Source organism: Roseibium sp. FZY0029, from assembly GCF_036350355.1.
Taxonomy (GTDB): Bacteria; Pseudomonadota; Alphaproteobacteria; order Rhizobiales; family Stappiaceae; genus Roseibium.
Window position 1 is genome coordinate 545502 of record NZ_JAZDVZ010000004.1, and the last position, 18962, is coordinate 564463.

Consider the following 18962-nt stretch of genomic DNA (forward strand, 5'->3'; position numbering starts at 1 on the left):
GCGTATCAGCCATGCGCACAGCGCGGGTCTGACCTGCGCTCCAGCCGCTTGCTGCACTGCAAAAAAATCATAATCTGCGGCCCGATTGCGATTCCCTGTCGCGACATCAATCTTTTTTGGTTTTTGAGATGAGCACCTTGCAGGCCCTACACATCAGCGCGCCGTCGGCCGCACCTCTTGCCACCGTGTTTCGCGGTTCAGGCAACCCCTTCACGCGCGCAGGCCGTGCAAAGCCCATGGGCAGCGAGCATGTCTACCGGGCGGATGCCTCCCTGCGTGCCATTGGCCTGATCGACTATCCGAGCCGGTAACCGGGCCCAGACTGGAAGATGTCCGGAAGCCGTCTGGACATCTCGATTCTGCATCTGACAGATTGACATTGCACGCACTGCCCTCGTACATCGCTGAAACGGAAACGCCCCGGAAGGTCCCGGATGGCGCGAACAAGGGTAGCAGTGAATGACGGATACGCGTATCGACCGCCGTTTCAAAGCTTGTGCGGATGCCGGCCGGCCGGCCTTGGTCACCTTTATCACCGCAGGCGATCCGGATCTGCAGACTTCGCAAGCCCTTCTGAACGCCCTTCCGGCGGCAGGTGCCGACGTTATCGAACTCGGCATGCCCTTCTCCGATCCGATGGCCGAAGGCATTCCGATCCAGCTCGGCAACCAGCGCGCTCTGGCCGCAGGCCACACCATGGACAAGACTTTGGACATGGTGCGCGAGTTCCGCAAGCAGGATCAGGACACACCGATCATCCTGATGGGCTATTACAATCCGATCTATGTACGGGACCCGAAAGTCTTCGTTCACGTTGCCAAGGAAGCCGGTGTCGACGGTTTCATCATTGTCGACATTCCGGCCGAAGCAGATGACGAACTCTGCATCCCTGCCCTGGAGGCTGGTCTCAACTTTATCCGTCTGGCAACACCGACCACCGACGACAAGCGCCTGCCCGCCGTTCTGGCCAATACCTCCGGTTTCGTTTATTACGTGTCCGTGACCGGTATCACCGGCGCGAATATCGCCGACACCGGCCGGGTGTCGACCGCGGTGAAGCGCATCAAGGGTCATACGGACCTGCCGGTTGCCGTCGGTTTCGGCGTGAAGACGGCAGAACAGGCGGCGGAGATCGGCAAGGACGCCGACGGCGTCGTGGTCGGCTCGGTCCTGGTCAACGCCATTCGCGACAGCCTCGATGAGGCCGGCAAGGCGACAGACAAGACCGTTCAGGCCGTGGTGGACCTGGTGTCCGACCTGGCTTCCGGGTGCGCACGGTCAAGAACAGCCTGACAGGCCAGCCCTTTGGCTGGTTTCAATTGAAGGATTTCGGACGGACCCCATATCTCCGTCCAATGGTAACTCGAGTAGCGGGACGCGTTTGACGTGAACTGGATCAATTCTATCGTACGCCCCAAGATCCGTGATCTTTGGAAGAAGCGCGAAGTTCCGGAAAACCTTTGGATCAAGTGTCCGGAAACCGGTGAAATGGTATTTCATCGGGATCTGGAAGCCAATCTCTGGGTGATCCCGAATTCCGGTCACCACATGCGCATTCCGGCGCGCAAACGCGTTGAAGCTCTCTTCGACGGCGGCAAATACACCGAGGTGGACACACCCGACGTTCATGCCGACCCGCACAAGTTCCGCGACAGCAAGCGCTATACCGACCGCCTGAAGGAAGCCCGCACCAAGTCCGGCGAGGATGAGGCTGTGATCGTGGCCCAGGGCCAGGTCAACGGAATGCCGCTGACCATCGCCGTGCAGAACTTCGATTTCATCGCCGGCTCGCTTGGCATGGCCGCGGGCGAGGCGATCCTTGCCGGCATGCTGAAAGCGGTCGAGGACAAGACGCCCTTCGTCATGTTTGCCGCTTCCGGCGGCGCACGCATGCAGGAAGGTATTCTGTCGCTGATGCAGATGCCGCGCACCACGGTCGGCGTGCAGATGCTGCGCGAAGCGGGCCTGCCCTACATCGTTGTTCTCACCAACCCCACAACGGGCGGTGTTTCGGCCTCCTACGCCATGCTGGGCGATGTGCACATTGCCGAACCCGGTGCCCAGATCGGCTTTGCCGGCCGCCGTGTGATCGAACAGACCGTGCGCGAAAAGCTGCCGGACGATTTCCAGACCGCCGAGTATCTTCTCGACCACGGCATGATCGACATGGTCGTGCCGCGCCAGAAGATGAAGGAAACGCTGGCCCGTATCTGCGGTATCCTGATGAAGCGCGAAGTCGAGCTGCCGAAGCTTGAAGCGCCGAAGGAGCCGGCACCGCAAGCTGAAGCCAAGCCTGCCGAGGCGGCCGCCGAGCCTGCCAAGGAAGCGGAAGCCGCCAGCTAGGCGGCTTCGTCACGAATACGTCGCGAAAGCGGCCTCACACGACATTTCCAGGCTGTCCGCTTGTCTCGCGGGCGGCCTTCCCGTAAAGGCCTTAGTCGAACGCAACCGGGAAAAAGGGACCCTGCGGAGGGCGCCTTGGATCAAATCACGAAAATTCTGGACCGTTTGCTGGCACTGCATCCCAAGGAGATAGATCTCTCTCTTGGGCGCATGTACCGGCTGCTGGAAGCGCTGGGCCACCCCGAACGGCACCTGCCGCCGGTCATTCATGTCGCTGGAACCAACGGCAAAGGCTCGGTGACCGCCACAATGCGGGCCATTCTGGAAGCGTCCGGCAAACGCTGTCACGTCTATACCTCTCCCCATCTGGTTGCATTCAACGAGCGCATTCGGCTCGGCTCGGATGGCCGGTTCGTGTCCGATCCGGTTCTATACGAGGCGTTGCATCGCTGCGAAGAGGCCAATGGCGGTGAGGAAATCACTTTCTTCGAGATCACCACGGCGGCAGCGTTCCTCTTGTTTGCGGAACATCCGGCCGATGTGCTGTTGCTGGAAGTCGGTCTTGGCGGGCGTCTCGATGCGACCAACGTCATCGACCGGCCGCTTGCCACGGTAATCACGCCGGTCTCCATGGATCACGAGAAGTTTCTGGGCGACGACCTGTCCGTGATCGCGGCCGAGAAGGCCGGCATTATCAAGCCCGGCGTGCCTGTCATCTGCGCCGCTCAGGAAGAGGGAGCACTGGCGACCATTGCGCGCCAGGCAGCACGCAACAAGGCTCCGCTCGAAGTGTTCGGGCAGGATTTTGCCGCGCAGGAAGACCAGGGCCGCATGGCCTTTCAGGACGAGGACGAACTGATAGATCTGCCCGTTCCTGTGCTGGGCGGCCGTCATCAGTATGCCAATGCGGCCGTTGCCATCGCAGCGCTGAAAGCGGCCGGAATGCTGCCGGACGGCGACACGATTGCCCGTGGTCTCAAGACGGTCAACTGGCCTGGCAGATTGCAGCCGATCACCAGTGGTCCCTTGCATGATCTCTGCCCGGAAGGGTCTGAAGTGTGGGTCGACGGGGGGCATAATCCCGGTGCGGGCGTTTCGATCGCCCAGTTCATGGGTGAGCAGGAAGAGCGCGCGCCCCGGCCGCTTTATCTTGTTTCCGGCATGCTGACGACGAAGGACCCTATCGGTTTCTTCCGGCCCTTCCACGGGCTGGCGCGCCATGTCGGCACGGTGCCGATCACCACGACGACCACCGCCAGAACACCGGAAGACCTGGCCGACCTTGCCCGCTGTGCGGGACTTGAGGCAACGCCGTTTCAATCACTGGACGCAGCGCTGGCAGATGTGGCAGCTTGTGCGGCAAAAGATGGCGAACCGCCCCGCATCCTGATTTGCGGGTCGCTTTATCTGGCCGGTGAAGTTCTGGCGCGCAGCGGTCTGGCGCCGGTCTGAGGCGTCACCGGCCTCTGCCCGAGGAGGCCATGAATGATCGGTTTTATCACCCGTCGTCCGCAGCTTGCAGGCGCTTTTCTGGGCGCTTTGTTGCTCAGCGTGCCCGCAAGCGCGCTTACCGAACAATATGAGACGCCGCCGGAACAGGATCCCGCCACCATTTTGAAGGGCAAGGAGCTTGGCCCCGGTTACGCGGTGCTCGCACCAGTTCGGAGCGATGGCTTTCTGCGGGTCTATCAGGTTCAGACTGATCTCGGGGTCGAGCAGATCGAAGGCGACGGCATGCTCAAGCTGCGTCTTCATGAAATTCAGGTGCTCATCGCTCTCGACAGCCTGAAAAACGACGCCAGCTTCGTCGACGGCCTCAAGCAGGCAGCCATGAAGCCGGTCGAATTTGTTGAAAGCACGGTGACTGATCCGGTGGGAACCGCAAAGAACACCGTTACCGGTGTGGGCCGCATGTTCGGCCGTCTCACCAAGGGTGTCGAGGCCGCCGTCAGCGGCAAGGGCGGCTCCCCGGCGGAACTGGCCAAGTCGATCACCGGTCAGGCCAAGGCCCGCAGGGAGCTTGCGGTCAGCGTGGGCGTCGATCCCTATACCTTCTATCGGCCGCTGTCGGAAAAGCTCGATGAAACCGCCAGCGTCACCACGGCTGGCAACTGGACGGTCAGCGCGATCACCAGCCTCCTACCCGGCGGCATCATCGTCAACGTTGCACGTCAGGCCGACAATTTCCGCAATCTCATCGTCGACAGCACCCCGACAGAGCTGGAGGAACGCACCTCCACCGTCCTGCGCGCCGTGGGTGTGCCGGAAGCGACCAACGCCAAGCTGATGGGCAATCCCTTCTATACCGCATCGGAAAAGGCCGCGATCGCTTATCAGCTTCAGGCAATGCCCGGCGTGAAGGACAGTTACCTGATCGCGGAAAAGGCCGCCGATACCGACAGCCGCGATCTGGCCTACTTCCAGGTTCGCCGTGTCGTCCTGATGGAAACCTACAACAGAACGGTTTCGCCTCTTGGTGACATCAAGCTGGTTTCCGGCATTCCGGTTGCCCTGCGCCGCGACGGTGTCGCCGCCATCGTCATGCCTTTCGATCAGGTCGCCTGGACCCAGACCGTGGCGCAGACCTTTTCGGCCATGCACGAAGGCCTCGGCACCTTGCCCTTCCCGCCAACAGGCGTCGATTTCCTGATCACCGGCGACGTCACCCCCATGGCCGCCGAACGCATCGCCGCCTTCGGGTGGGAAATCACCGGCAATTATCCGATGCCGGAAGGGCCGGTGTTTTAGGACGCTTTCTCGTCATTCCGGACAAGTGAGGCAAGCCGAACGCAGATCCGGAATCCAGACGTATGTCGCGCCGAAGGCGCATCCGCTACTTCTTTCAAGCGGGCTTCGCTTCGCTCACGCTGATTTCTGGATTCCGGATCTGCGCGCATCAATGCTGCGCTTGTCCGGAATGACGGGCGGAGGGCTTTTTTTCTCCCCCTCAAACACACTCCAGAACCGGCCCCGACAAGCCGCTTTCCCAGCCGAGGATGGCGCGTTTGCGGGTGAGGCCCCAGTGGTAGCCACCCAGTTTGCCGCCCTTGGCAAGTACCCTGTGGCAGGGCACCACGAAGGAGAGCGGGTTGCGGCCGACGGCGGTGCCGACGGCGCGGGAGGCTTTCGGATTGCCAAGGCAGGCGGCGATATCGGAGTAGGTTGTGGCCTTGCCCATCGGGATCTTCAGAAGGGTTTGCCAGACCCTTATTTCAAAATCGGTACCAATCATAACGATGTTGAGCGGCTGGTCCTCTTGCCACTTTTTCGGATCGAAGACACGCCTTGCATAATTGGCCGTTGCGTCCTGATCCCGAACGAACGTGGCTGCGGGCCAGCGCTTGCACATGTCTTCCAGGGCGGAGGTTTCTTCACCCGGGTCAGAAAAGCCGAGACCGGCCAAGCCTTTGTCGGTGGCCATCACCAGAACCTGGCCAAAGGGCGAGGGGTGGAAGCCGTAGGCGATCGAAAGCCCCGCCCCGCGATTTCGGTAATCGCCCGGCGTCATGGCTTCATGGGTGACGAACAGATCGTGCAGGCGGCCCGACCCTGACAGGCCGACCTCGTAGGTCGCGTCCAGAACACTGGCGGAGTCGCGCAAAAGCGCCTTGGCATGGTCCAGCGTGATGGCCTGCAGGAACTGCTTCGGCGTCAGCCCGGCCCAGCGCGAAAACACGCGTTGAAGCTGAATCGGCTGAAGGCCGGCCTCTTTGGCAAGTTGCTCCAGCGTGGGCTGCTCACGCCAGTCTTCGGTGATCCGCTTCAAGGTGCGGCGAACGACGTCATAATTCCGGGCCGCTTCCTCGCCGATGGAGATCGGCGTCGGTTCGGACGTCAGGCTGGTGAGGTCGAGCGCTTTGGTCATGGCCGTTTCTTCGTTCTGATCTTGAAGTCTGATCTGATTTTAGTCGGCGAACAACAGCGGATCGACCCGTTTTGCGATCCCCAGCAAGATCTCTGACCACACGGAGGGAGCGCAGACCAAACCGGCGCGACTGAAGCAACGCTGGAGCGCGCGGTCCTGCCTTCTAACCGAGAACATCCTTGAACTCGCTGGCGGAAACCGCCGGTCCCTTGCGGGTCGTCAGAAGCAGGCTCGTCTCGGTGCCGGTTATGCCCTCGATCAGGCGGATGCGGTTGAGTGCATCGTCAAAGGCAGCGAGGTCACGCGTTGCCACTTCCAAAACAAGGTCCCACTTGCCGTTTGTCGAATGGATCGCGCGAACCTCGGTCATGGCACTGAGCGAGCGGATAACCGGTTCGGTGTTATGTCCGTCGACCACCACAAGCGTTACCGCGCGAATGGGCAGGTCGCGCCAGTCGTCGCGCAGAACGGCGGTAAACCCAAGGATTTCTCCCGTGTCGACCAGCTTTTCCATGCGCGAGCGCACGGTGGCACGCGAAACCTTCAAATCACCTGCCAATTCGGACACTGATCTTCGCCCATCGTGGCGCAGAAGCGAGATCAACCGAAGATCCAGATCATCCATCATTCCAATCCGATAAATTGAGCTTTCCAAAATGATAAATTTGACTGCTCTTTTGATCAAGTGTCCGGATTTACTCCGCCGCGGCGTTTCAGCACACTTTTGACAGTCGGATCTTGAGGCGGAGCTGGGCGTGAACGTCGTTGAAAAACAGATTGTGCTGGTGGGCGCACCGGTGGACGAAGGCGCTGGCCAGCGCGGCTGCCTCATGGGGCCGGACGCCTACCGGACAGCGGGCCTGCAGGACACGCTGCGGGCGCTCGGCCATTCCGTCTCGGACCATGGCAATCTGAGCCCGGCGGAGGTCGGCAATCTGACACCTCCCAACCCGGTCTTGCGCAATTACGGCGCCTATGTTGCCTGGACCCGGGCCCTTCACCAGAAAGCGGCGGATCTTGGCGAAGGTCCGGTTGTTCCGATTTATCTCGGCGGCGATCATGCCATGGCGGCTGGTACCGTCTCTGGCCAGGCGAAGGCGGCTGCCGCGCTCGGCCGTCCGCTTTTTGTGCTTTGGCTTGACGCGCACTCCGACTTCCACACGTTCGACAGCACTGCCAGCGGCAATCTGCACGGCACGCCGCTTGCGTTTCTATGCGGCCTTCCCGGCTTTGACGATCTGCTCGGCGCGCCGCTGGAGCACACGGTGAAACCGCAGAATGTCGAAATTCTGGGCGTTCGGTCCATCGATGATGCGGAGCGCAGCCTGCTCGTCAGCCACGGTGTCGGTGTCAGCGACATGCGCCAGATCGACGAGGAAGGCATCGGCGCTCTTTTGACACCCTTCCTGGAGCGTGTGAGGGCGGAAAACGGCCTGCTGCACGTCAGTCTGGATGTCGATTTTCTCGATCCGTCGATTGCACCGGCCGTCGGCACCACGGTGCCGGGCGGCGCGACCTTTCGCGAGGCCCATCTGGTGATGGAGATGCTCCATGACAGCGGCCTCGTCACCTCGCTCGACCTGGTCGAGCTCAATCCCTTCCTGGACGAACGCGGAAAAACCGCGCGTCTGATGGTCGAACTGACCGGCAGCCTGTTCGGCCGCCGGGTCTTCGACCGCCCGACAAGAAGCTTCTAGAGGACCGGAACATGTCAGTGAAACCCATCAATCTCCTGCCGTCGGACCTGGCCTATGTGCCGTTCGTCAGTGTCGACAACATGATGCGCAATGTCCGCGCCGTTGGCGTCGAAACCTTCATGCGCGGCATTGCCGAATATATCGAACAGGATTTCCTGCGTTGGGAAAGCTTCGACAAGAAGCCCCGCATTCCCGCGCATGCGCCCCAGGGCGTGATCGAGCTGATGCCGACCAGCGACGGCAAGACCTTCGGCTTCAAATACGTCAACGGCCACCCGGGCAATACCAGTGATGGCCTGCAGACCGTCACCGGTTTCGGTGTTCTGTCGAACCTGATGACCGGCTATCCGGTCCTGTTCACCGAGATGACGATCCTGACGGCCCTGCGCACGGCGGCCAACTCGGCGCTCGCCGCCAAGTATCTTGCGCCCAAGGGCTCCACCACAATGGCGATCATCGGCAATGGCGCGCAATCCGATTTCCAGTGCCTTGCCTTCAAGGACATGCTCGGCATCACCGAAATCCGTGCCTGCGACATCGACTGCGGCGCCAGCTTGCGCCTTGCCCGCAATCTTGCCAGTTCCGGTGTGAATGTGACCATCTGCAAGACGCCGGAAGATGCGATCGAAGGCGCGCAGATCATCACCACGGTTACCGCAGACAAGAAATCGGCGACGATCCTGACCGACAACATGGTCGGCACCGGCGTACACATCAATGCGGTCGGCGGCGACTGCCCGGGCAAGACCGAGTTGCACCGCGACATCCTGCTTCGGTCGGATATTTTTGTCGAATTCCCGGACCAGACCCACATCGAAGGCGAGTTCCAGCAGCTCGACCGCGACCATCCGGTCACCGAACTCTGGCAGGTCTATGCCGGCAAGGCGAAGGGCCGTACCTCGCAGGACCAGATCACCCTGTTCGACAGCGTGGGTTTTGCCATCGAAGACTTTGCCGCTTTGCGCTACGTCCACGATCTGCTGCCCAGAACCGGCCACTTCGAGAAGCTCGACCTGCTGGCAGACCCGGACGACCCGCGCGATCTCTACGGCATGGTGCTTCGCTCCGCCGCCAATGGAGACAATCAGGCAGCACGACGTAAAGTCACGCGATTGTAGCAAACTGGACCACCGCTTCGGCGGTGGTTTTTTCTTGGCTGGCGAGGCGGCTGACCCCAACCCTACCCTCATTTCACCAGGGCAAGGCAATTGCCTAAGGAAAGGACTCGCAGAAAGCTCTGGTGTCGCCCTGGCCGAGCAACACGAGACCGGCGGCCAACTGGTTTCCAGAGCACTGGAGCGGATAGATCTTCTTCAAGAAACCTTGCGCGCTTCGGCAAGCGGCCCTGCAAGTAGGCCCAGAATCTGCGCTTCGCTTGTCCGGGGTGACATCGGGGAGGTGATAAGGAGCGACCACGGGTACTCCTTAAAAAAATCAAGACGCACCAGTGGCTTATCTTAAGGTTTTCCGTGTTGAGTGTGCCCACTTCCTACCTTTTCGGGGACTTTTTCAATGATATTCAGAATTTTGACTGGCCTTGGCCTCGGCCTGCTTGCCGTTTCCGCAGGTCAGGCCGAAGAGCAGTATTTTTCCTACAAGGACTGGAACGTGGAGATTCAGTCGTTTGACACGGGGGAAGACTTTCGTGTCAATTGCACCATGTGGACAGGCGGTGATGGCCTGCCCAGCTTAGGCTTTTCGACGTCCAACGGAGATGCATTGCCGCCGGACTACTTCCCCGGTGTCCAGCTGACCGAGCGGGCCGTTCGCGGCCATGCCACGGTTCTTCAGAACGATCAGAAGGTCAATTTTGTCTTTGACGACGGTGACAGCGCGCAGGCAACGGTCCATGCGTATTTCGACGAAGACGGTTTCGCCGTTGCCCAGACCAATTTCCCGTTTGAGGACAATCAGCGTGTGCTTCAGGCCATGCAGCGGAACGGTCAGATCGACATCGTCGGGCCGGCCGGGCCGGTCTATACTGCGTCCCTGAGCGGATTTACCGCCTCATATCGAAAAGTTGCCGAAGGATGCGGTTTTCCGGTGACTGGTGTCGTCGATTAGCGGCGGAAGGGTCAGCGCCGCTTCAATTTCGGCGACCACGGCATCGGCCGCTGCACCCGGGTCTTCGGCCCGGCTGATCGGGCGGCCGACCACCAGATAGTCGCTGCCGGCCTGAATGGCATCGGCCGGGGTCATGACCCGGCGCTGGTCGCCGGCGTCGCTGCCGGAAGGGCGGATGCCGGGGGTGACGATTACAAGCTCGTCGCCAAGGATGGTGCGCAATTTTGCGGCTTCGGTGGCCGCGCAGACAATGCCGCCCATGCCGGCGTCACGGGCATCTTTTGCCCGGGCCTCCACCACATCGGCAATCGGGCCGCGATACCCAGCGTCGACCAGATCCTGCTCATCCATGGAGGTCAGAACCGTCACGCCGAGCAGGCACAGGTCGGGATTGCCCTCTTCCCGCAGGCCCTTCACGGCGGCACGCATGGTTTTCGGATAGCCATGCAGGGTCATGAAGGTCATGCCCATCTTGGCGACGTTGCGCACGGCTTTCTCGATGGTGTTGTCGATGTCGTGCAGTTTGACGTCGAGAAAGATCTTCTTGCCGTCGCGCGCCAGATCCCGGGCGAATTCCAGTCCGCCGGCAAATTGCAGCTCCATGCCGATCTTGTAGACACCGACTTTGCCTTCGGTCTGCTTCACCAGTTTCTCGGCGTCGGCAACCGTTGGCACGTCTACGGGCAGCATCAGACGGTCCAGAGCGGTCTTCGGGGCGAACGGGCTGGTCGGCATGGGCAGATCCTCGGTTTTGGGGCAGGTGCCAGTGCATAGCACCAAGGATCGCCCAGCGCCAGAACTACCCGGACCTACGCCTTGCCGGTGCGTTCGAATTCCGCGAACGCGTCCTTGTAGTCGTCATGCCAGCGTGACAGAGCCGGCCGGTTCTCGATGATATCGCCGATGGCCCATTCGGCCCGGCGCTTGTCCCTTGTGCTGTCGACATCATTGTCCGGGCACAGGATATAGAAATCGCCTGCCGACATCCGCTCGATGAAATAATCGACCGTCTGCTCGCTGGTCCAGGCCGCAGCCGGCTTTTCGGGGAAATGGCTCGCGGTCATGCCGGTGTAGGTAAAGCCAGGTACAAACAGATGAACGGACATGGGTGCCCCGGCCTGGCGCAGCTCGTGGGCCAGTTGCTCGCTGAGCACCTTCACCGCCGCCTTGGTGGTGTTGTAGCCGGGGTTGCCCGGCGGTGTCGTGATACCCTGTTTGGAGCCGGTGTTGACAATGACCGCCGGACGGGCAGCCTCGATCATGCGCGGCGTAAAGGCATGAACACCGCGCAGCACGCCGTAGAAATTGATGTCCATCAGCCGAACCCAGTTGTCGAAGTCCTCCCAGGCGGTTGTCGGCAGGCTGATGCCGGCATTGTTCATCAAGACCGCGACGGGCCCGGTCTGAAAGGCCTTCTCGGCAAGGGCTTCCACCTGCGCCATGTCGCCGACATCGGTCGAAACCGCGAAAATATCGACGCCGACCGTACCGGCGGCACGAACCTTTTCCGTTGCGGCGTCCAGGGCAGGACCTGGAAGATCGGCCAGGATGACACCCAGTCCTGCCTGCGCGAAACGTATGGCGGCGGCCAGTCCGACACCGCTGGCAGCGCCGGTCACAACGGCAATTCCGCCCTCTGAAATGGCTTTTTCGTACATGATGGATTTCCCCCAAAGTGAATTTCAGGAACCTGCAGGCAAGCTGATGCCGATTTGCTTGTCCGCACGATAGACCGGCAGCAGAACCCTTTCACTATGAAACCGCTATTTTCTTAGGCGGTTCAGGCTGCTACAACACCGCGGTTCTTCTCTCCCACTACACGGGGCATCAGCACATGCGCACAGCGAGTGTATCGCGCGACACCAAGGAAACCCGCATCTCGGTCGAGATCAACCTGGACGGCACGGGCGCTTACGACGTCCAGACCGGCGTCGGGTTCTTCGACCATATGCTGGAGCAACTGTCGCGACATTCGCTGATCGATATCAAGGCGCGTGCTGATGGCGACACCCATATCGACTTTCACCATACGGTCGAGGACACCGGCATCGCGCTGGGCCAGGCGATTTCAAAGGCGCTGGGCGACATGGCGGGCATCACCCGCTATGCCGACACCCATCTTGCCATGGACGAAGCGCTGACCCGCTGCGCGCTGGATGTGTCCGGCCGTCCGTTCCTGGTATGGGATGTTACCTTCGACCGGGACAAGATCGGTGAATTCGACACGGAGCTGTTCGAGGAGTTCTTCCGGGCCTTCGCGATGAATGCCGGGATTACCCTTCATATCGCCAATCTTTACGGCTCCAATTGCCATCACATCGCTGAAACCTGCTTCAAGGCGGTTGCGCGCTCGTTGCGCAAGGCGGTGGAGATCGATCCGCGGCAGGCAGACCGCATTCCGACCACCAAGGGCCAGCTCGGCGGCTAGGGCAGGATACGGCGCATGAGCACATATGTTGTGATGGCTCCGCCAGAATTTGACGATGTGGCTGGCGATCCCCGTCAGACCGACCGGCTCGCCTTCGTTCCGGACGGCTTCTCGGTGCTTGCTTTCCTGTTCGCTGTCATCTGGCTGCTGGTCAACCGCATGTGGCTGGTGTTGCTTGGCTATCTCGCCGCAACGCTGGTGATCGAACTTCTGGCGCTGTCCGTCAGTCAGGAAGCCATGGCCGTCGTTGCTCTCTTCACTTCTATCCTGTTCGGCCTGGAGGCCCAGGCGCTGCGCCGCTGGTCGCTGGCGCGCAAGGGCTGGCGCGTTGTCGGCATCGTCGACGCCCTCAACAAGTCTGAGGCCGAATTTCGTTTTCTCCATAAGGCGGCGGGCCAAGTGTCGCCGCCCAGACCTCAAATCGACCGGCAACAGCGCCCCGCCTCCCAACCGATCATCCCAAGGATCGGCAGCGAGCAGGTGGTGGGCCTGACCCTCGGTCCGGAGACCCGTCAATGACCATTGCGATTATCGATTATGGCTCGGGCAATCTGCGCTCGGCCGAAAAGGCGTTCGAGCGCGCGGCCCGCGCCCACGCCCATACGCCGGATGTCATCGTGACCTCCGACCCCGAAAGGGTTCTCAAGGCCGACCGTGTCGTGCTGCCGGGTGTCGGCGCCTTTGCCGACTGCAAGCGCGGCCTGTGGGCCGTTGAAGGCATGCCCGAAGCGCTGGAGCAGACTGTGCGCAAGGACGGCAAGCCGTTCTTCGGCATCTGCGTCGGCATGCAGCTTATGGCGAGCCGTGGATTGGAATTCGAGACCGTTGAGGGTCTTGGCTGGGTCGAGGGCGACGTCACCGCCATGAAGCCGGCCGACAAGACGCTGAAGATCCCGCACATGGGCTGGAACACCATCACTGTCCGCCCGGAAAGCCACCCGGTGTTCAAGGGCATTGAAACGGGGCCGGATGGCTTGCACGCCTATTTCGTGCACTCGTTCCACTTTGCCTGCGCCAGGGCCGAGGATCGTCTGGCGACATTCGACTATGCCGGTACCTTCACGGCCATGGTGGCGAAGGACAACATGATCGGTACCCAGTTCCACCCGGAAAAGAGCCAGCGGCTCGGTCTTGAACTGATTGCCAATTTCCTGGACTGGACCCCTTAATCTAAAAGCGCCTGGGAGGCCAATATGAGCAAAGGTTACTGGATCGCCCGTGTCGACGTGCGCGACGCTGACGGATATCCGGCATATGTGGAAACGGCAAAGCCTGCTTTTGAGCGGTTCGGCGCCAACTTTCTGGCCCGCGGCGGCAAGACCAACGCCATTGAGGGAACCGGCCGGGCCCGCAATGTCATCATCGAATTTCCCAGCTTCCAGCATGCGGTGGATTGCTATAATTCGCCGGAATATCAGGAAGCGGTAAAAATCCGCCAGAAAGTAGCCGATGGCGAAATCGTCATCGTTGAAGGAATTTAAAGCAACATGATCCTCTTTCCCGCCATCGATCTGAAGGATGGCCAGTGCGTTCGCCTGAAACTGGGCGACATGGACCAGGCAACCGTGTTCAACGACAACCCGGGAGCGCAAGCCCGGGCGTTCGAGGATCAGGGCTTCGAATGGCTCCATGTGGTCGATCTCAACGGCGCCTTTGCCGGTGAGAGCGTCAACGGTGCGGCTGTCGATGCCATTCTGGGGGCTACGAAGAACCCGGTGCAGCTGGGAGGCGGGATCAGGACCCTGGATCATATCGAGACCTGGCTGGACAAGGGTATCAGCCGTGTCATTCTGGGCACGGTGGCCGTGAGGGATCCCGAGCTGGTGAAGGAAGCCTGCCGCAAGTTCCCGGGCAAGGTTGCCGTCGGTATCGACGCCAAGGGCGGTTATGTCGCTGTCGAAGGCTGGGCGGAAACGTCCGAACTTACCGCGGTCGATCTCGCCAGGCAGTTCGAGGACGCAGGCGTCTCGGCGATCATCTACACGGATATCGACCGGGATGGCGTCCTGAAGGGTCTCAATATCCCCTCGACGCTGGAACTTGCCCGGGCCGTCTCCATTCCGGTCATCGCCTCGGGTGGCCTGGCGTCGATCGACGACATCCACCGCCTGCTGGAGCCGGATTGCGCCATCCTGGAAGGTGCGATCTCCGGCCGGGCGCTTTATGATGGCCGTCTCGATCCGAGAGAAGCCATGGACCTGATCCAGGCCGCGCGGAGCAAAGCATCATGACCCTGAAAGCCCGTGTCATTCCCTGTCTCGACGTCAAGGACGGCCGTGTCGTCAAGGGTGTCAACTTCGTCGACCTGGTCGATGCCGGTGACCCGGTGGAAGCCGCCAAGGCCTATGACGCGGCCGGGGCGGACGAACTCTGCTTTCTGGACATCACCGCCAGCCATGAGGGCCGGGACACAATCTACGACGTTGTCCGGCGCACGGCCGAAGCCTGTTTCATGCCGGTGACGGTAGGCGGCGGCGTGCGCACGGTGGAAGACATTCGCAAGCTGCTGATCGCCGGGGCTGACAAGGTGTCGATCAACACGGCGGCTGTCACCAATCCGGATTTCGTGCGCGAAGCGGCGGAAAAATTCGGCGCGCAGTGCATCGTCGTTTCCATCGACGCCAAGCAGGTCAATGCTCCCGGTGAACCGGACCGGTTCGAGATCTTCACCCATGGCGGCCGCAATGCCACCGGCATCGACGCGGTCGAATTCGCCAGAAAGGTGGTCGATCTCGGCGCCGGTGAACTGCTGGTCACCTCCATGGACCGGGACGGCACCAAGTCCGGCTACAATATCGCCCTCACCCGGGCAATTGCAGATGCGGTGCCGGTGCCGGTGATTGCCTCGGGCGGTGTCGGTAACCTGGACCATATGGTGGAAGGCATCCGCGATGGCCACGCAACCGCCGTCCTGGCCGCTTCCATCTTCCACTTTGGCGAACACACCATTCAGGAAGCCAAGCACTACATGAACGACGCCGGCGTACCGATGCGCCTCGACGCCTGAAACAGGCTCAAGGGAAATAGCCGAATGACCGACTTCACTTTGGAAGATCTGGACGCCATTATTGCTGCACGTGCGAATAGCGCGGACGAAAAGTCCTACACGCGCAAGCTCGTCAACAAGGGCGTTGCCAAATGCGCCCAGAAGCTGGGAGAGGAAGCGGTTGAGGCGGCGATTGCCGCCGTTCAGAAGGACCGGCAGGAATTGACGGCCGAGGCCGCCGATGTGCTTTATCACTTGTTGGTGGTTCTCAATGTCTCCAATGTCCCCCTCCGGGATGTTATGAAGGAGCTTGCGAGCCGTACGGGACAAACCGGACTGGAAGAAAAGGCGTCCCGGCCTCAGGATTGACCAGGGTCTTTTAGCCCTGTCCCGGATCCGGCGTTCAGCCGCGCAGCAGGAACTGCGAAGTTATGGATCAGAAAGTCGCCACGGCCCTGGACATGGATCTGTCCCCTTACCAGGTGTTCACCGAGCGCGAGTGGGCAAGACTGCGTGCGGACACGCCCATGACGCTGGATGCGCATGAAGTGGCACAGTTGCAGGGCCTCAATGCGCCGGTGTCGATCGAACAGGTCGAGACAATCTATCTGCCGCTCTCCCGCCTGCTCGCGTTTTACGCCGAGGCGACGATCAGCATCTTTCAGGCAACACAGAACTTCCTCGGCACCCGCGACGGCAAGACGCCCTTCATTATCGGCGTTGCCGGTTCAGTGTCTGTTGGCAAGTCGACCACCTCGCGCGTGCTGCGGGAGCTTCTGGCCCGCTGGCCGGCCAGTCCCAAGGTCGATCTCATCACCACCGATGGCTTCCTTTATCCCAATGCGGTGCTGGAAGCCGAAGGGCTGATGTCCAAGAAAGGCTTTCCGGAAAGCTTCGACAGGCCGCGGTTGCTGAAATTCCTGTCCGATATCAAGGCCGGCAAGCGGTTCGTCCGTGCGCCGGTCTATTCGCATTTCTATTACGATGTCATGCCAGGTCACACAGTCACGGTCGACCGGCCCGATATTCTGATTGTCGAAGGCCTCAACGTGCTTCAGACGCGTGAACTGCCCAAGGACGGGCGCGCAGTGCCGTTCGTCTCGGATTTCTTCGATTTCTCGGTCTATATCGACGCCGATGAAACCCTGCTGCTGAACTGGTACGTCGACCGTTTCATGCGCCTGCGCGAGACGGCCTTCCGCGATCCGGGATCCTATTTCCATAAATACTCGCGGATCACGGATCAGGAAGCGATCACCACCGCCAACCGGATCTGGAACGACATCAACCTGGTCAACCTGCGCGAAAACATCCTGCCCACTCGGCCGCGCGCCGACCTGATCCTGACCAAGGATTCCAGCCACAAGATCGCCAAGGTCGCCCTGCGCAAGATCTGAGTTGCGGCAGGCGGCCTCGCCTCAGAAGAAGTCAGCCAACTTCTCCAGAACGAGATCCGGTACCTCGAGTTGAGGCAGATGGCCCGCGTTCGGCAGCGTTTCGAAGGTCGACTGCGGAATGGCGGAATGCAGCGCCCGGCCCCGGTCGATGGGAATCCACGGATCGTCTTCACCCCACAGGATCTTCACCGGGCAACGGATATCTCCATATAGCGGTTCGATCTCGTCGGTATAGGCTTCGTCCGCCTGGGCGAACTGGCGATAGAAACTGCCATGGCCATCTTCGCTCAGCCAGGGGGCTGCCAGTGCCTCACGCGCCTCGGGGCCGATTTCGGTCACAAGCGCACCGCCGATATAGGCGTCGACGACTGCGCGGTGAATATGCGGCGGCAGCCCGGCAAAGGCTTCCACATGGCGGCCGACATGATCGAAGAACTCCGATCCCCAGGGGCTAAGCGCGACGACGTTCATCAAGACGTATTTCTCGAAATCGCAGCCGTGCAGAAGATGCGCCCGCAACGTGGTTGCCCCGCCAAAGTCATGGGCCACGACCGAGGGCCGTTCGAGTTGCCAGTGATCGAGCACTTCGGCAAAGACCTTGCCCTGAATGTCGAGGGATGTGCGTTGGTCGGGCGATTTTTCCGACTGGCCGTATCCCGGCATGTCGTACCAGTGAACGCGGAAATTCTTGGAGAGTTCTGGAATGAACCTGTGCCAGGACCAGGACGACCACGGCCAGCCATGGGCAAGCACAAGCGCTGGTCCTTCCCCGGCCCGCCCCGCCTTGACGACACCGGCCGATGTGCCGATTTCCTCGGAAAGCTGCCAGGTCGGAGTGTCGCTCATGATCTCGTCTCCTTGGTACATGCATCGGTGGACAGACGCAGGAGACGGTCAGGCGACCGTCTCCTTGGGTCTTCCGCACGTGGTGTGCCACTTCGCTACGTGCAACCGCAGAAGGCTATTGTTCCGTCCGGACCTGCCACAAGGCTTGATAGAACCGCGAGGCAGCCAGCCGCAAGGGCCTCAGACGCTATCGGGGACCCGTGCGATGACCTTGATTTCAAAATCGAAACCGGCCAGCCAGTTGACGCCGACAGCCGTCCAGTTCGGATAGGGTGCCTTGTCGAAAACCTCGTCCTTCACCTTCATCAAGGTTTCGAACTGATTTTCCGGATCGGTGTGAAAGGTCGTGACGTCGACGATATCATCCAGTCCGCATCCTGCTGCCTTCAGCACGGCTTGCAGGTTATCAAGGGCAAGGCGTACCTGGCTTTCGTAGTCCGGTTCTGGCGTTCCGTCCGCACGGCTGCCAACCTGACCGGATACAAAAAGAAGGTCGCCGGAGCGAAGCGCTGCAGAGTATTTATGCGCCTCATAAAGCGCGTGACGGCCTTCCGGGAAAACGGGTTGGCGCTTGGTCATGGTCAGTCCTTTGTGGTGTTGAGGCTTCGGTGCGAAACCGGGCTTAACGAAGCGCACCGTTTAAGATACGCTACGTATGTGAATAACTCGCATACGACTCGTATGTCAATTGGCATACAACATGTATGCGAAAAGACGAGGTTGGAATGGCGTCCGGTAAACGAGCCGAAATGATGGAACAGACGCGGGCAAAGCTGATCGCAGCAGCCCGAAAAGCCTTTGCCGAACAAGGCTATGCCGCAGCGTCGATGGACGAACTGACCGCGTCGGTCGGGCTGACGCGCGGCGCGCTTTATCACAATTTCGGAGACAAGAAGGGCCTGCTTCAGGCAGTCGTCAATCAGATCGACGGAGAAATTGCAGCCGAGGCCAGGGAAGCTGCAGGCCGGCTCGGCGGGAGCGAGTGGGAGTCGCTCATGGCCGAAGGGATTGCCTATATCGAAATGGCCCTGAAACCGGAGGTTCAGCGCATCGTGCTGCTCGACGGCCCTGCCGTGCTTGGCGATCCGTCGCAGTGGCCGAGCCAGAACATCTGCCTGCAGGCCACAAAACAGGCGCTCGAGTGGCTGATCGCCGAAGGCCTGGTAAAACCCGTCGATGCGGAAGCCGCGGCCCGGTTGCTGAACGGGGCGGCCTTCAATGCAGCACTCTGGATTGCAGCAAGCAAGGACCCTCAAGCGGATCTGAAGAAGGTCATCGAGGCTTTCAAGCTTCTCGCCGAAGGGCTTTTAGTGACATCGCCTGCCTGACCTGCCCA

General features: G+C 60.8%; 23 protein-coding genes. 17 read left to right on the forward strand and 6 right to left on the reverse strand.

Annotation, left to right across the window (positions count from 1 at the left end):
- The first annotated feature begins 128 nt into the window (after positions 1-128).
- The 5 genes from V1T76_RS14205 (at position 129) to V1T76_RS14225 (ending at position 5091) form a co-directional block, all read left to right on the forward strand.
- Positions 129-311, forward strand: a complete 183-nt coding sequence (locus tag V1T76_RS14205; protein WP_006940169.1) for a hypothetical protein — start codon at positions 129-131, stop codon at positions 309-311.
- A 148-nt stretch (positions 312-459) separates the two neighbouring features.
- The gene (trpA, locus tag V1T76_RS14210; protein ID WP_330561301.1) at positions 460-1293 is read left to right on the forward strand and encodes a tryptophan synthase subunit alpha; all 834 of its coding nucleotides are present in this window, start codon (positions 460-462) and stop codon (positions 1291-1293) included.
- Between the two features lie 93 nt (positions 1294-1386).
- Positions 1387-2343: an acetyl-CoA carboxylase, carboxyltransferase subunit beta gene (gene accD / locus V1T76_RS14215; RefSeq protein ID WP_330561302.1), complete on the forward strand. Its 957-nt coding sequence runs from the start codon at positions 1387-1389 to the stop codon at positions 2341-2343.
- Positions 2344-2478: 135 nt separating this feature from the next.
- Positions 2479-3795 carry a bifunctional folylpolyglutamate synthase/dihydrofolate synthase gene (locus tag V1T76_RS14220; protein ID WP_330561303.1) on the forward strand — a complete coding sequence of 439 codons (1317 nt, stop codon included), beginning with the start codon at positions 2479-2481 and terminating at the stop codon, positions 3793-3795.
- A 33-nt stretch (positions 3796-3828) separates the two neighbouring features.
- A complete protein-coding gene (locus V1T76_RS14225; protein WP_330561304.1) occupies positions 3829-5091 on the forward strand; it encodes a hypothetical protein in 1263 nt (420 codons plus the stop codon).
- A 199-nt stretch (positions 5092-5290) separates the two neighbouring features.
- On the opposite strand, the gene V1T76_RS14230 is transcribed toward V1T76_RS14225, so the two are convergent.
- Entirely contained in the window at positions 5291-6208 is a 918-nt protein-coding gene (locus V1T76_RS14230; RefSeq protein ID WP_330561305.1) for a bifunctional helix-turn-helix domain-containing protein/methylated-DNA--[protein]-cysteine S-methyltransferase, read from the reverse strand.
- 163 nt (positions 6209-6371) lie between these two features.
- Positions 6372-6833, reverse strand: coding sequence for an Lrp/AsnC family transcriptional regulator (locus tag V1T76_RS14235; protein WP_330561453.1), 462 nt, complete (start codon positions 6831-6833; stop codon positions 6372-6374).
- A 205-nt stretch (positions 6834-7038) separates the two neighbouring features.
- Here V1T76_RS14235 and rocF point away from each other — a divergent pair, with 205 nt between their 5' ends.
- The 3 genes from rocF (at position 7039) to V1T76_RS14250 (ending at position 9969) form a co-directional block, all read left to right on the forward strand.
- Positions 7039-7905 carry an arginase gene (gene rocF, locus V1T76_RS14240; protein WP_442970125.1) on the forward strand — a complete coding sequence of 289 codons (867 nt, stop codon included), beginning with the start codon at positions 7039-7041 and terminating at the stop codon, positions 7903-7905.
- 11 nt (positions 7906-7916) lie between these two features.
- Positions 7917-9023 carry an ornithine cyclodeaminase gene (locus V1T76_RS14245; RefSeq protein WP_330561307.1) on the forward strand — a complete coding sequence of 369 codons (1107 nt, stop codon included), beginning with the start codon at positions 7917-7919 and terminating at the stop codon, positions 9021-9023.
- 394 nt (positions 9024-9417) lie between these two features.
- Positions 9418-9969 (forward strand): hypothetical protein, encoded by a 552-nt coding sequence (locus V1T76_RS14250; RefSeq protein ID WP_330561308.1) that lies wholly within the window; start codon positions 9418-9420, stop codon positions 9967-9969.
- Here the strand turns inward: V1T76_RS14250 and pyrF are convergent.
- Both pyrF and V1T76_RS14260 read right to left on the reverse strand, forming a co-directional pair.
- Positions 9913-10704, reverse strand: a complete 792-nt coding sequence (gene pyrF / locus V1T76_RS14255) for an orotidine-5'-phosphate decarboxylase (protein ID WP_330561309.1) — start codon at positions 10702-10704, stop codon at positions 9913-9915. The genes V1T76_RS14250 and pyrF overlap by 57 nt on opposite strands.
- Before the next feature lie 74 nt (positions 10705-10778).
- A complete protein-coding gene (locus V1T76_RS14260; RefSeq protein ID WP_330561310.1) occupies positions 10779-11627 on the reverse strand; it encodes an SDR family NAD(P)-dependent oxidoreductase in 849 nt (282 codons plus the stop codon).
- Between the two features lie 176 nt (positions 11628-11803).
- Here V1T76_RS14260 and hisB point away from each other — a divergent pair, with 176 nt between their 5' ends.
- The 8 genes from hisB to coaA all read left to right on the forward strand — a co-directional run bounded on the left by hisB (position 11804) and on the right by coaA (position 16780).
- Positions 11804-12397: an imidazoleglycerol-phosphate dehydratase HisB gene (hisB, locus tag V1T76_RS14265; RefSeq protein WP_330561312.1), complete on the forward strand. Its 594-nt coding sequence runs from the start codon at positions 11804-11806 to the stop codon at positions 12395-12397.
- A gap of 15 nt (positions 12398-12412) precedes the next feature.
- Positions 12413-12916 carry a DUF2628 domain-containing protein gene (locus tag V1T76_RS14270; protein WP_330561313.1) on the forward strand — a complete coding sequence of 168 codons (504 nt, stop codon included), beginning with the start codon at positions 12413-12415 and terminating at the stop codon, positions 12914-12916.
- Positions 12913-13566 carry an imidazole glycerol phosphate synthase subunit HisH gene (hisH, locus tag V1T76_RS14275; RefSeq protein WP_330561314.1) on the forward strand — a complete coding sequence of 218 codons (654 nt, stop codon included), beginning with the start codon at positions 12913-12915 and terminating at the stop codon, positions 13564-13566. Before V1T76_RS14270 ends, hisH begins: the two co-directional genes overlap by 4 nt.
- Before the next feature lie 24 nt (positions 13567-13590).
- Positions 13591-13878 carry a DUF1330 domain-containing protein gene (locus V1T76_RS14280; RefSeq protein ID WP_006940206.1) on the forward strand — a complete coding sequence of 96 codons (288 nt, stop codon included), beginning with the start codon at positions 13591-13593 and terminating at the stop codon, positions 13876-13878.
- Positions 13879-13884: 6 nt separating this feature from the next.
- Positions 13885-14628, forward strand: a complete 744-nt coding sequence (gene hisA, locus V1T76_RS14285) for a 1-(5-phosphoribosyl)-5-[(5-phosphoribosylamino)methylideneamino]imidazole-4-carboxamide isomerase (protein ID WP_330561315.1) — start codon at positions 13885-13887, stop codon at positions 14626-14628.
- Positions 14625-15404, forward strand: a complete 780-nt coding sequence (gene hisF, locus V1T76_RS14290) for an imidazole glycerol phosphate synthase subunit HisF (RefSeq protein ID WP_006940208.1) — start codon at positions 14625-14627, stop codon at positions 15402-15404. Before hisA ends, hisF begins: the two co-directional genes overlap by 4 nt.
- A 24-nt stretch (positions 15405-15428) precedes the next feature.
- Positions 15429-15752 carry a phosphoribosyl-ATP diphosphatase gene (locus V1T76_RS14295; protein ID WP_330561317.1) on the forward strand — a complete coding sequence of 108 codons (324 nt, stop codon included), beginning with the start codon at positions 15429-15431 and terminating at the stop codon, positions 15750-15752.
- A 62-nt stretch (positions 15753-15814) separates the two neighbouring features.
- A complete protein-coding gene (gene coaA, locus V1T76_RS14300; protein WP_006940210.1) occupies positions 15815-16780 on the forward strand; it encodes a type I pantothenate kinase in 966 nt (321 codons plus the stop codon).
- A gap of 21 nt (positions 16781-16801) precedes the next feature.
- Here coaA and V1T76_RS14305 read toward each other — a convergent pair whose 3' ends face one another.
- Both V1T76_RS14305 and V1T76_RS14310 read right to left on the reverse strand, forming a co-directional pair.
- Positions 16802-17626, reverse strand: coding sequence for an alpha/beta fold hydrolase (locus tag V1T76_RS14305; protein ID WP_330561318.1), 825 nt, complete (start codon positions 17624-17626; stop codon positions 16802-16804).
- 180 nt (positions 17627-17806) lie between these two features.
- Entirely contained in the window at positions 17807-18205 is a 399-nt protein-coding gene (locus tag V1T76_RS14310; RefSeq protein WP_330561319.1) for a RidA family protein, read from the reverse strand.
- A 146-nt stretch (positions 18206-18351) separates the two neighbouring features.
- On the opposite strand from V1T76_RS14310, the gene V1T76_RS14315 reads away from it, so the two are divergent.
- Complete coding sequence (locus tag V1T76_RS14315) at positions 18352-18954, forward strand: TetR/AcrR family transcriptional regulator (RefSeq protein ID WP_330561320.1); 603 nt, start codon at positions 18352-18354, stop codon at positions 18952-18954.
- The last annotated feature ends 8 nt before the right edge of the window (positions 18955-18962 follow it).

Coding starts and splice junctions, on each gene's coding strand:
- V1T76_RS14205 (WP_006940169.1), top strand. CDS start 129: ATGAGCACCTTGCAGGCCCTACACATCAGCGCGCCGTCGGCCGCACCT.
- trpA (WP_330561301.1), top strand. CDS start 460: ATGACGGATACGCGTATCGACCGCCGTTTCAAAGCTTGTGCGGATGCC.
- V1T76_RS14225 (WP_330561304.1), top strand. CDS start 3,829: ATGATCGGTTTTATCACCCGTCGTCCGCAGCTTGCAGGCGCTTTTCTG.
- V1T76_RS14230 (WP_330561305.1), bottom strand. CDS start 6,208: ATGACCAAAGCGCTCGACCTCACCAGCCTGACGTCCGAACCGACGCCG.
- V1T76_RS14235 (WP_330561453.1), bottom strand. CDS start 6,833: ATGGATGATCTGGATCTTCGGTTGATCTCGCTTCTGCGCCACGATGGG.
- rocF (WP_442970125.1), top strand. CDS start 7,039: ATGGGGCCGGACGCCTACCGGACAGCGGGCCTGCAGGACACGCTGCGG.
- V1T76_RS14245 (WP_330561307.1), top strand. CDS start 7,917: ATGTCAGTGAAACCCATCAATCTCCTGCCGTCGGACCTGGCCTATGTG.
- V1T76_RS14250 (WP_330561308.1), top strand. CDS start 9,418: ATGATATTCAGAATTTTGACTGGCCTTGGCCTCGGCCTGCTTGCCGTT.
- pyrF (WP_330561309.1), bottom strand. CDS start 10,704: ATGCCGACCAGCCCGTTCGCCCCGAAGACCGCTCTGGACCGTCTGATG.
- V1T76_RS14260 (WP_330561310.1), bottom strand. CDS start 11,627: ATGTACGAAAAAGCCATTTCAGAGGGCGGAATTGCCGTTGTGACCGGC.
- hisB (WP_330561312.1), top strand. CDS start 11,804: ATGCGCACAGCGAGTGTATCGCGCGACACCAAGGAAACCCGCATCTCG.
- V1T76_RS14270 (WP_330561313.1), top strand. CDS start 12,413: ATGAGCACATATGTTGTGATGGCTCCGCCAGAATTTGACGATGTGGCT.
- hisH (WP_330561314.1), top strand. CDS start 12,913: ATGACCATTGCGATTATCGATTATGGCTCGGGCAATCTGCGCTCGGCC.
- V1T76_RS14280 (WP_006940206.1), top strand. CDS start 13,591: ATGAGCAAAGGTTACTGGATCGCCCGTGTCGACGTGCGCGACGCTGAC.
- hisA (WP_330561315.1), top strand. CDS start 13,885: ATGATCCTCTTTCCCGCCATCGATCTGAAGGATGGCCAGTGCGTTCGC.
- hisF (WP_006940208.1), top strand. CDS start 14,625: ATGACCCTGAAAGCCCGTGTCATTCCCTGTCTCGACGTCAAGGACGGC.
- V1T76_RS14295 (WP_330561317.1), top strand. CDS start 15,429: ATGACCGACTTCACTTTGGAAGATCTGGACGCCATTATTGCTGCACGT.
- coaA (WP_006940210.1), top strand. CDS start 15,815: ATGGATCAGAAAGTCGCCACGGCCCTGGACATGGATCTGTCCCCTTAC.
- V1T76_RS14305 (WP_330561318.1), bottom strand. CDS start 17,626: ATGAGCGACACTCCGACCTGGCAGCTTTCCGAGGAAATCGGCACATCG.
- V1T76_RS14310 (WP_330561319.1), bottom strand. CDS start 18,205: ATGACCAAGCGCCAACCCGTTTTCCCGGAAGGCCGTCACGCGCTTTAT.
- V1T76_RS14315 (WP_330561320.1), top strand. CDS start 18,352: ATGGCGTCCGGTAAACGAGCCGAAATGATGGAACAGACGCGGGCAAAG.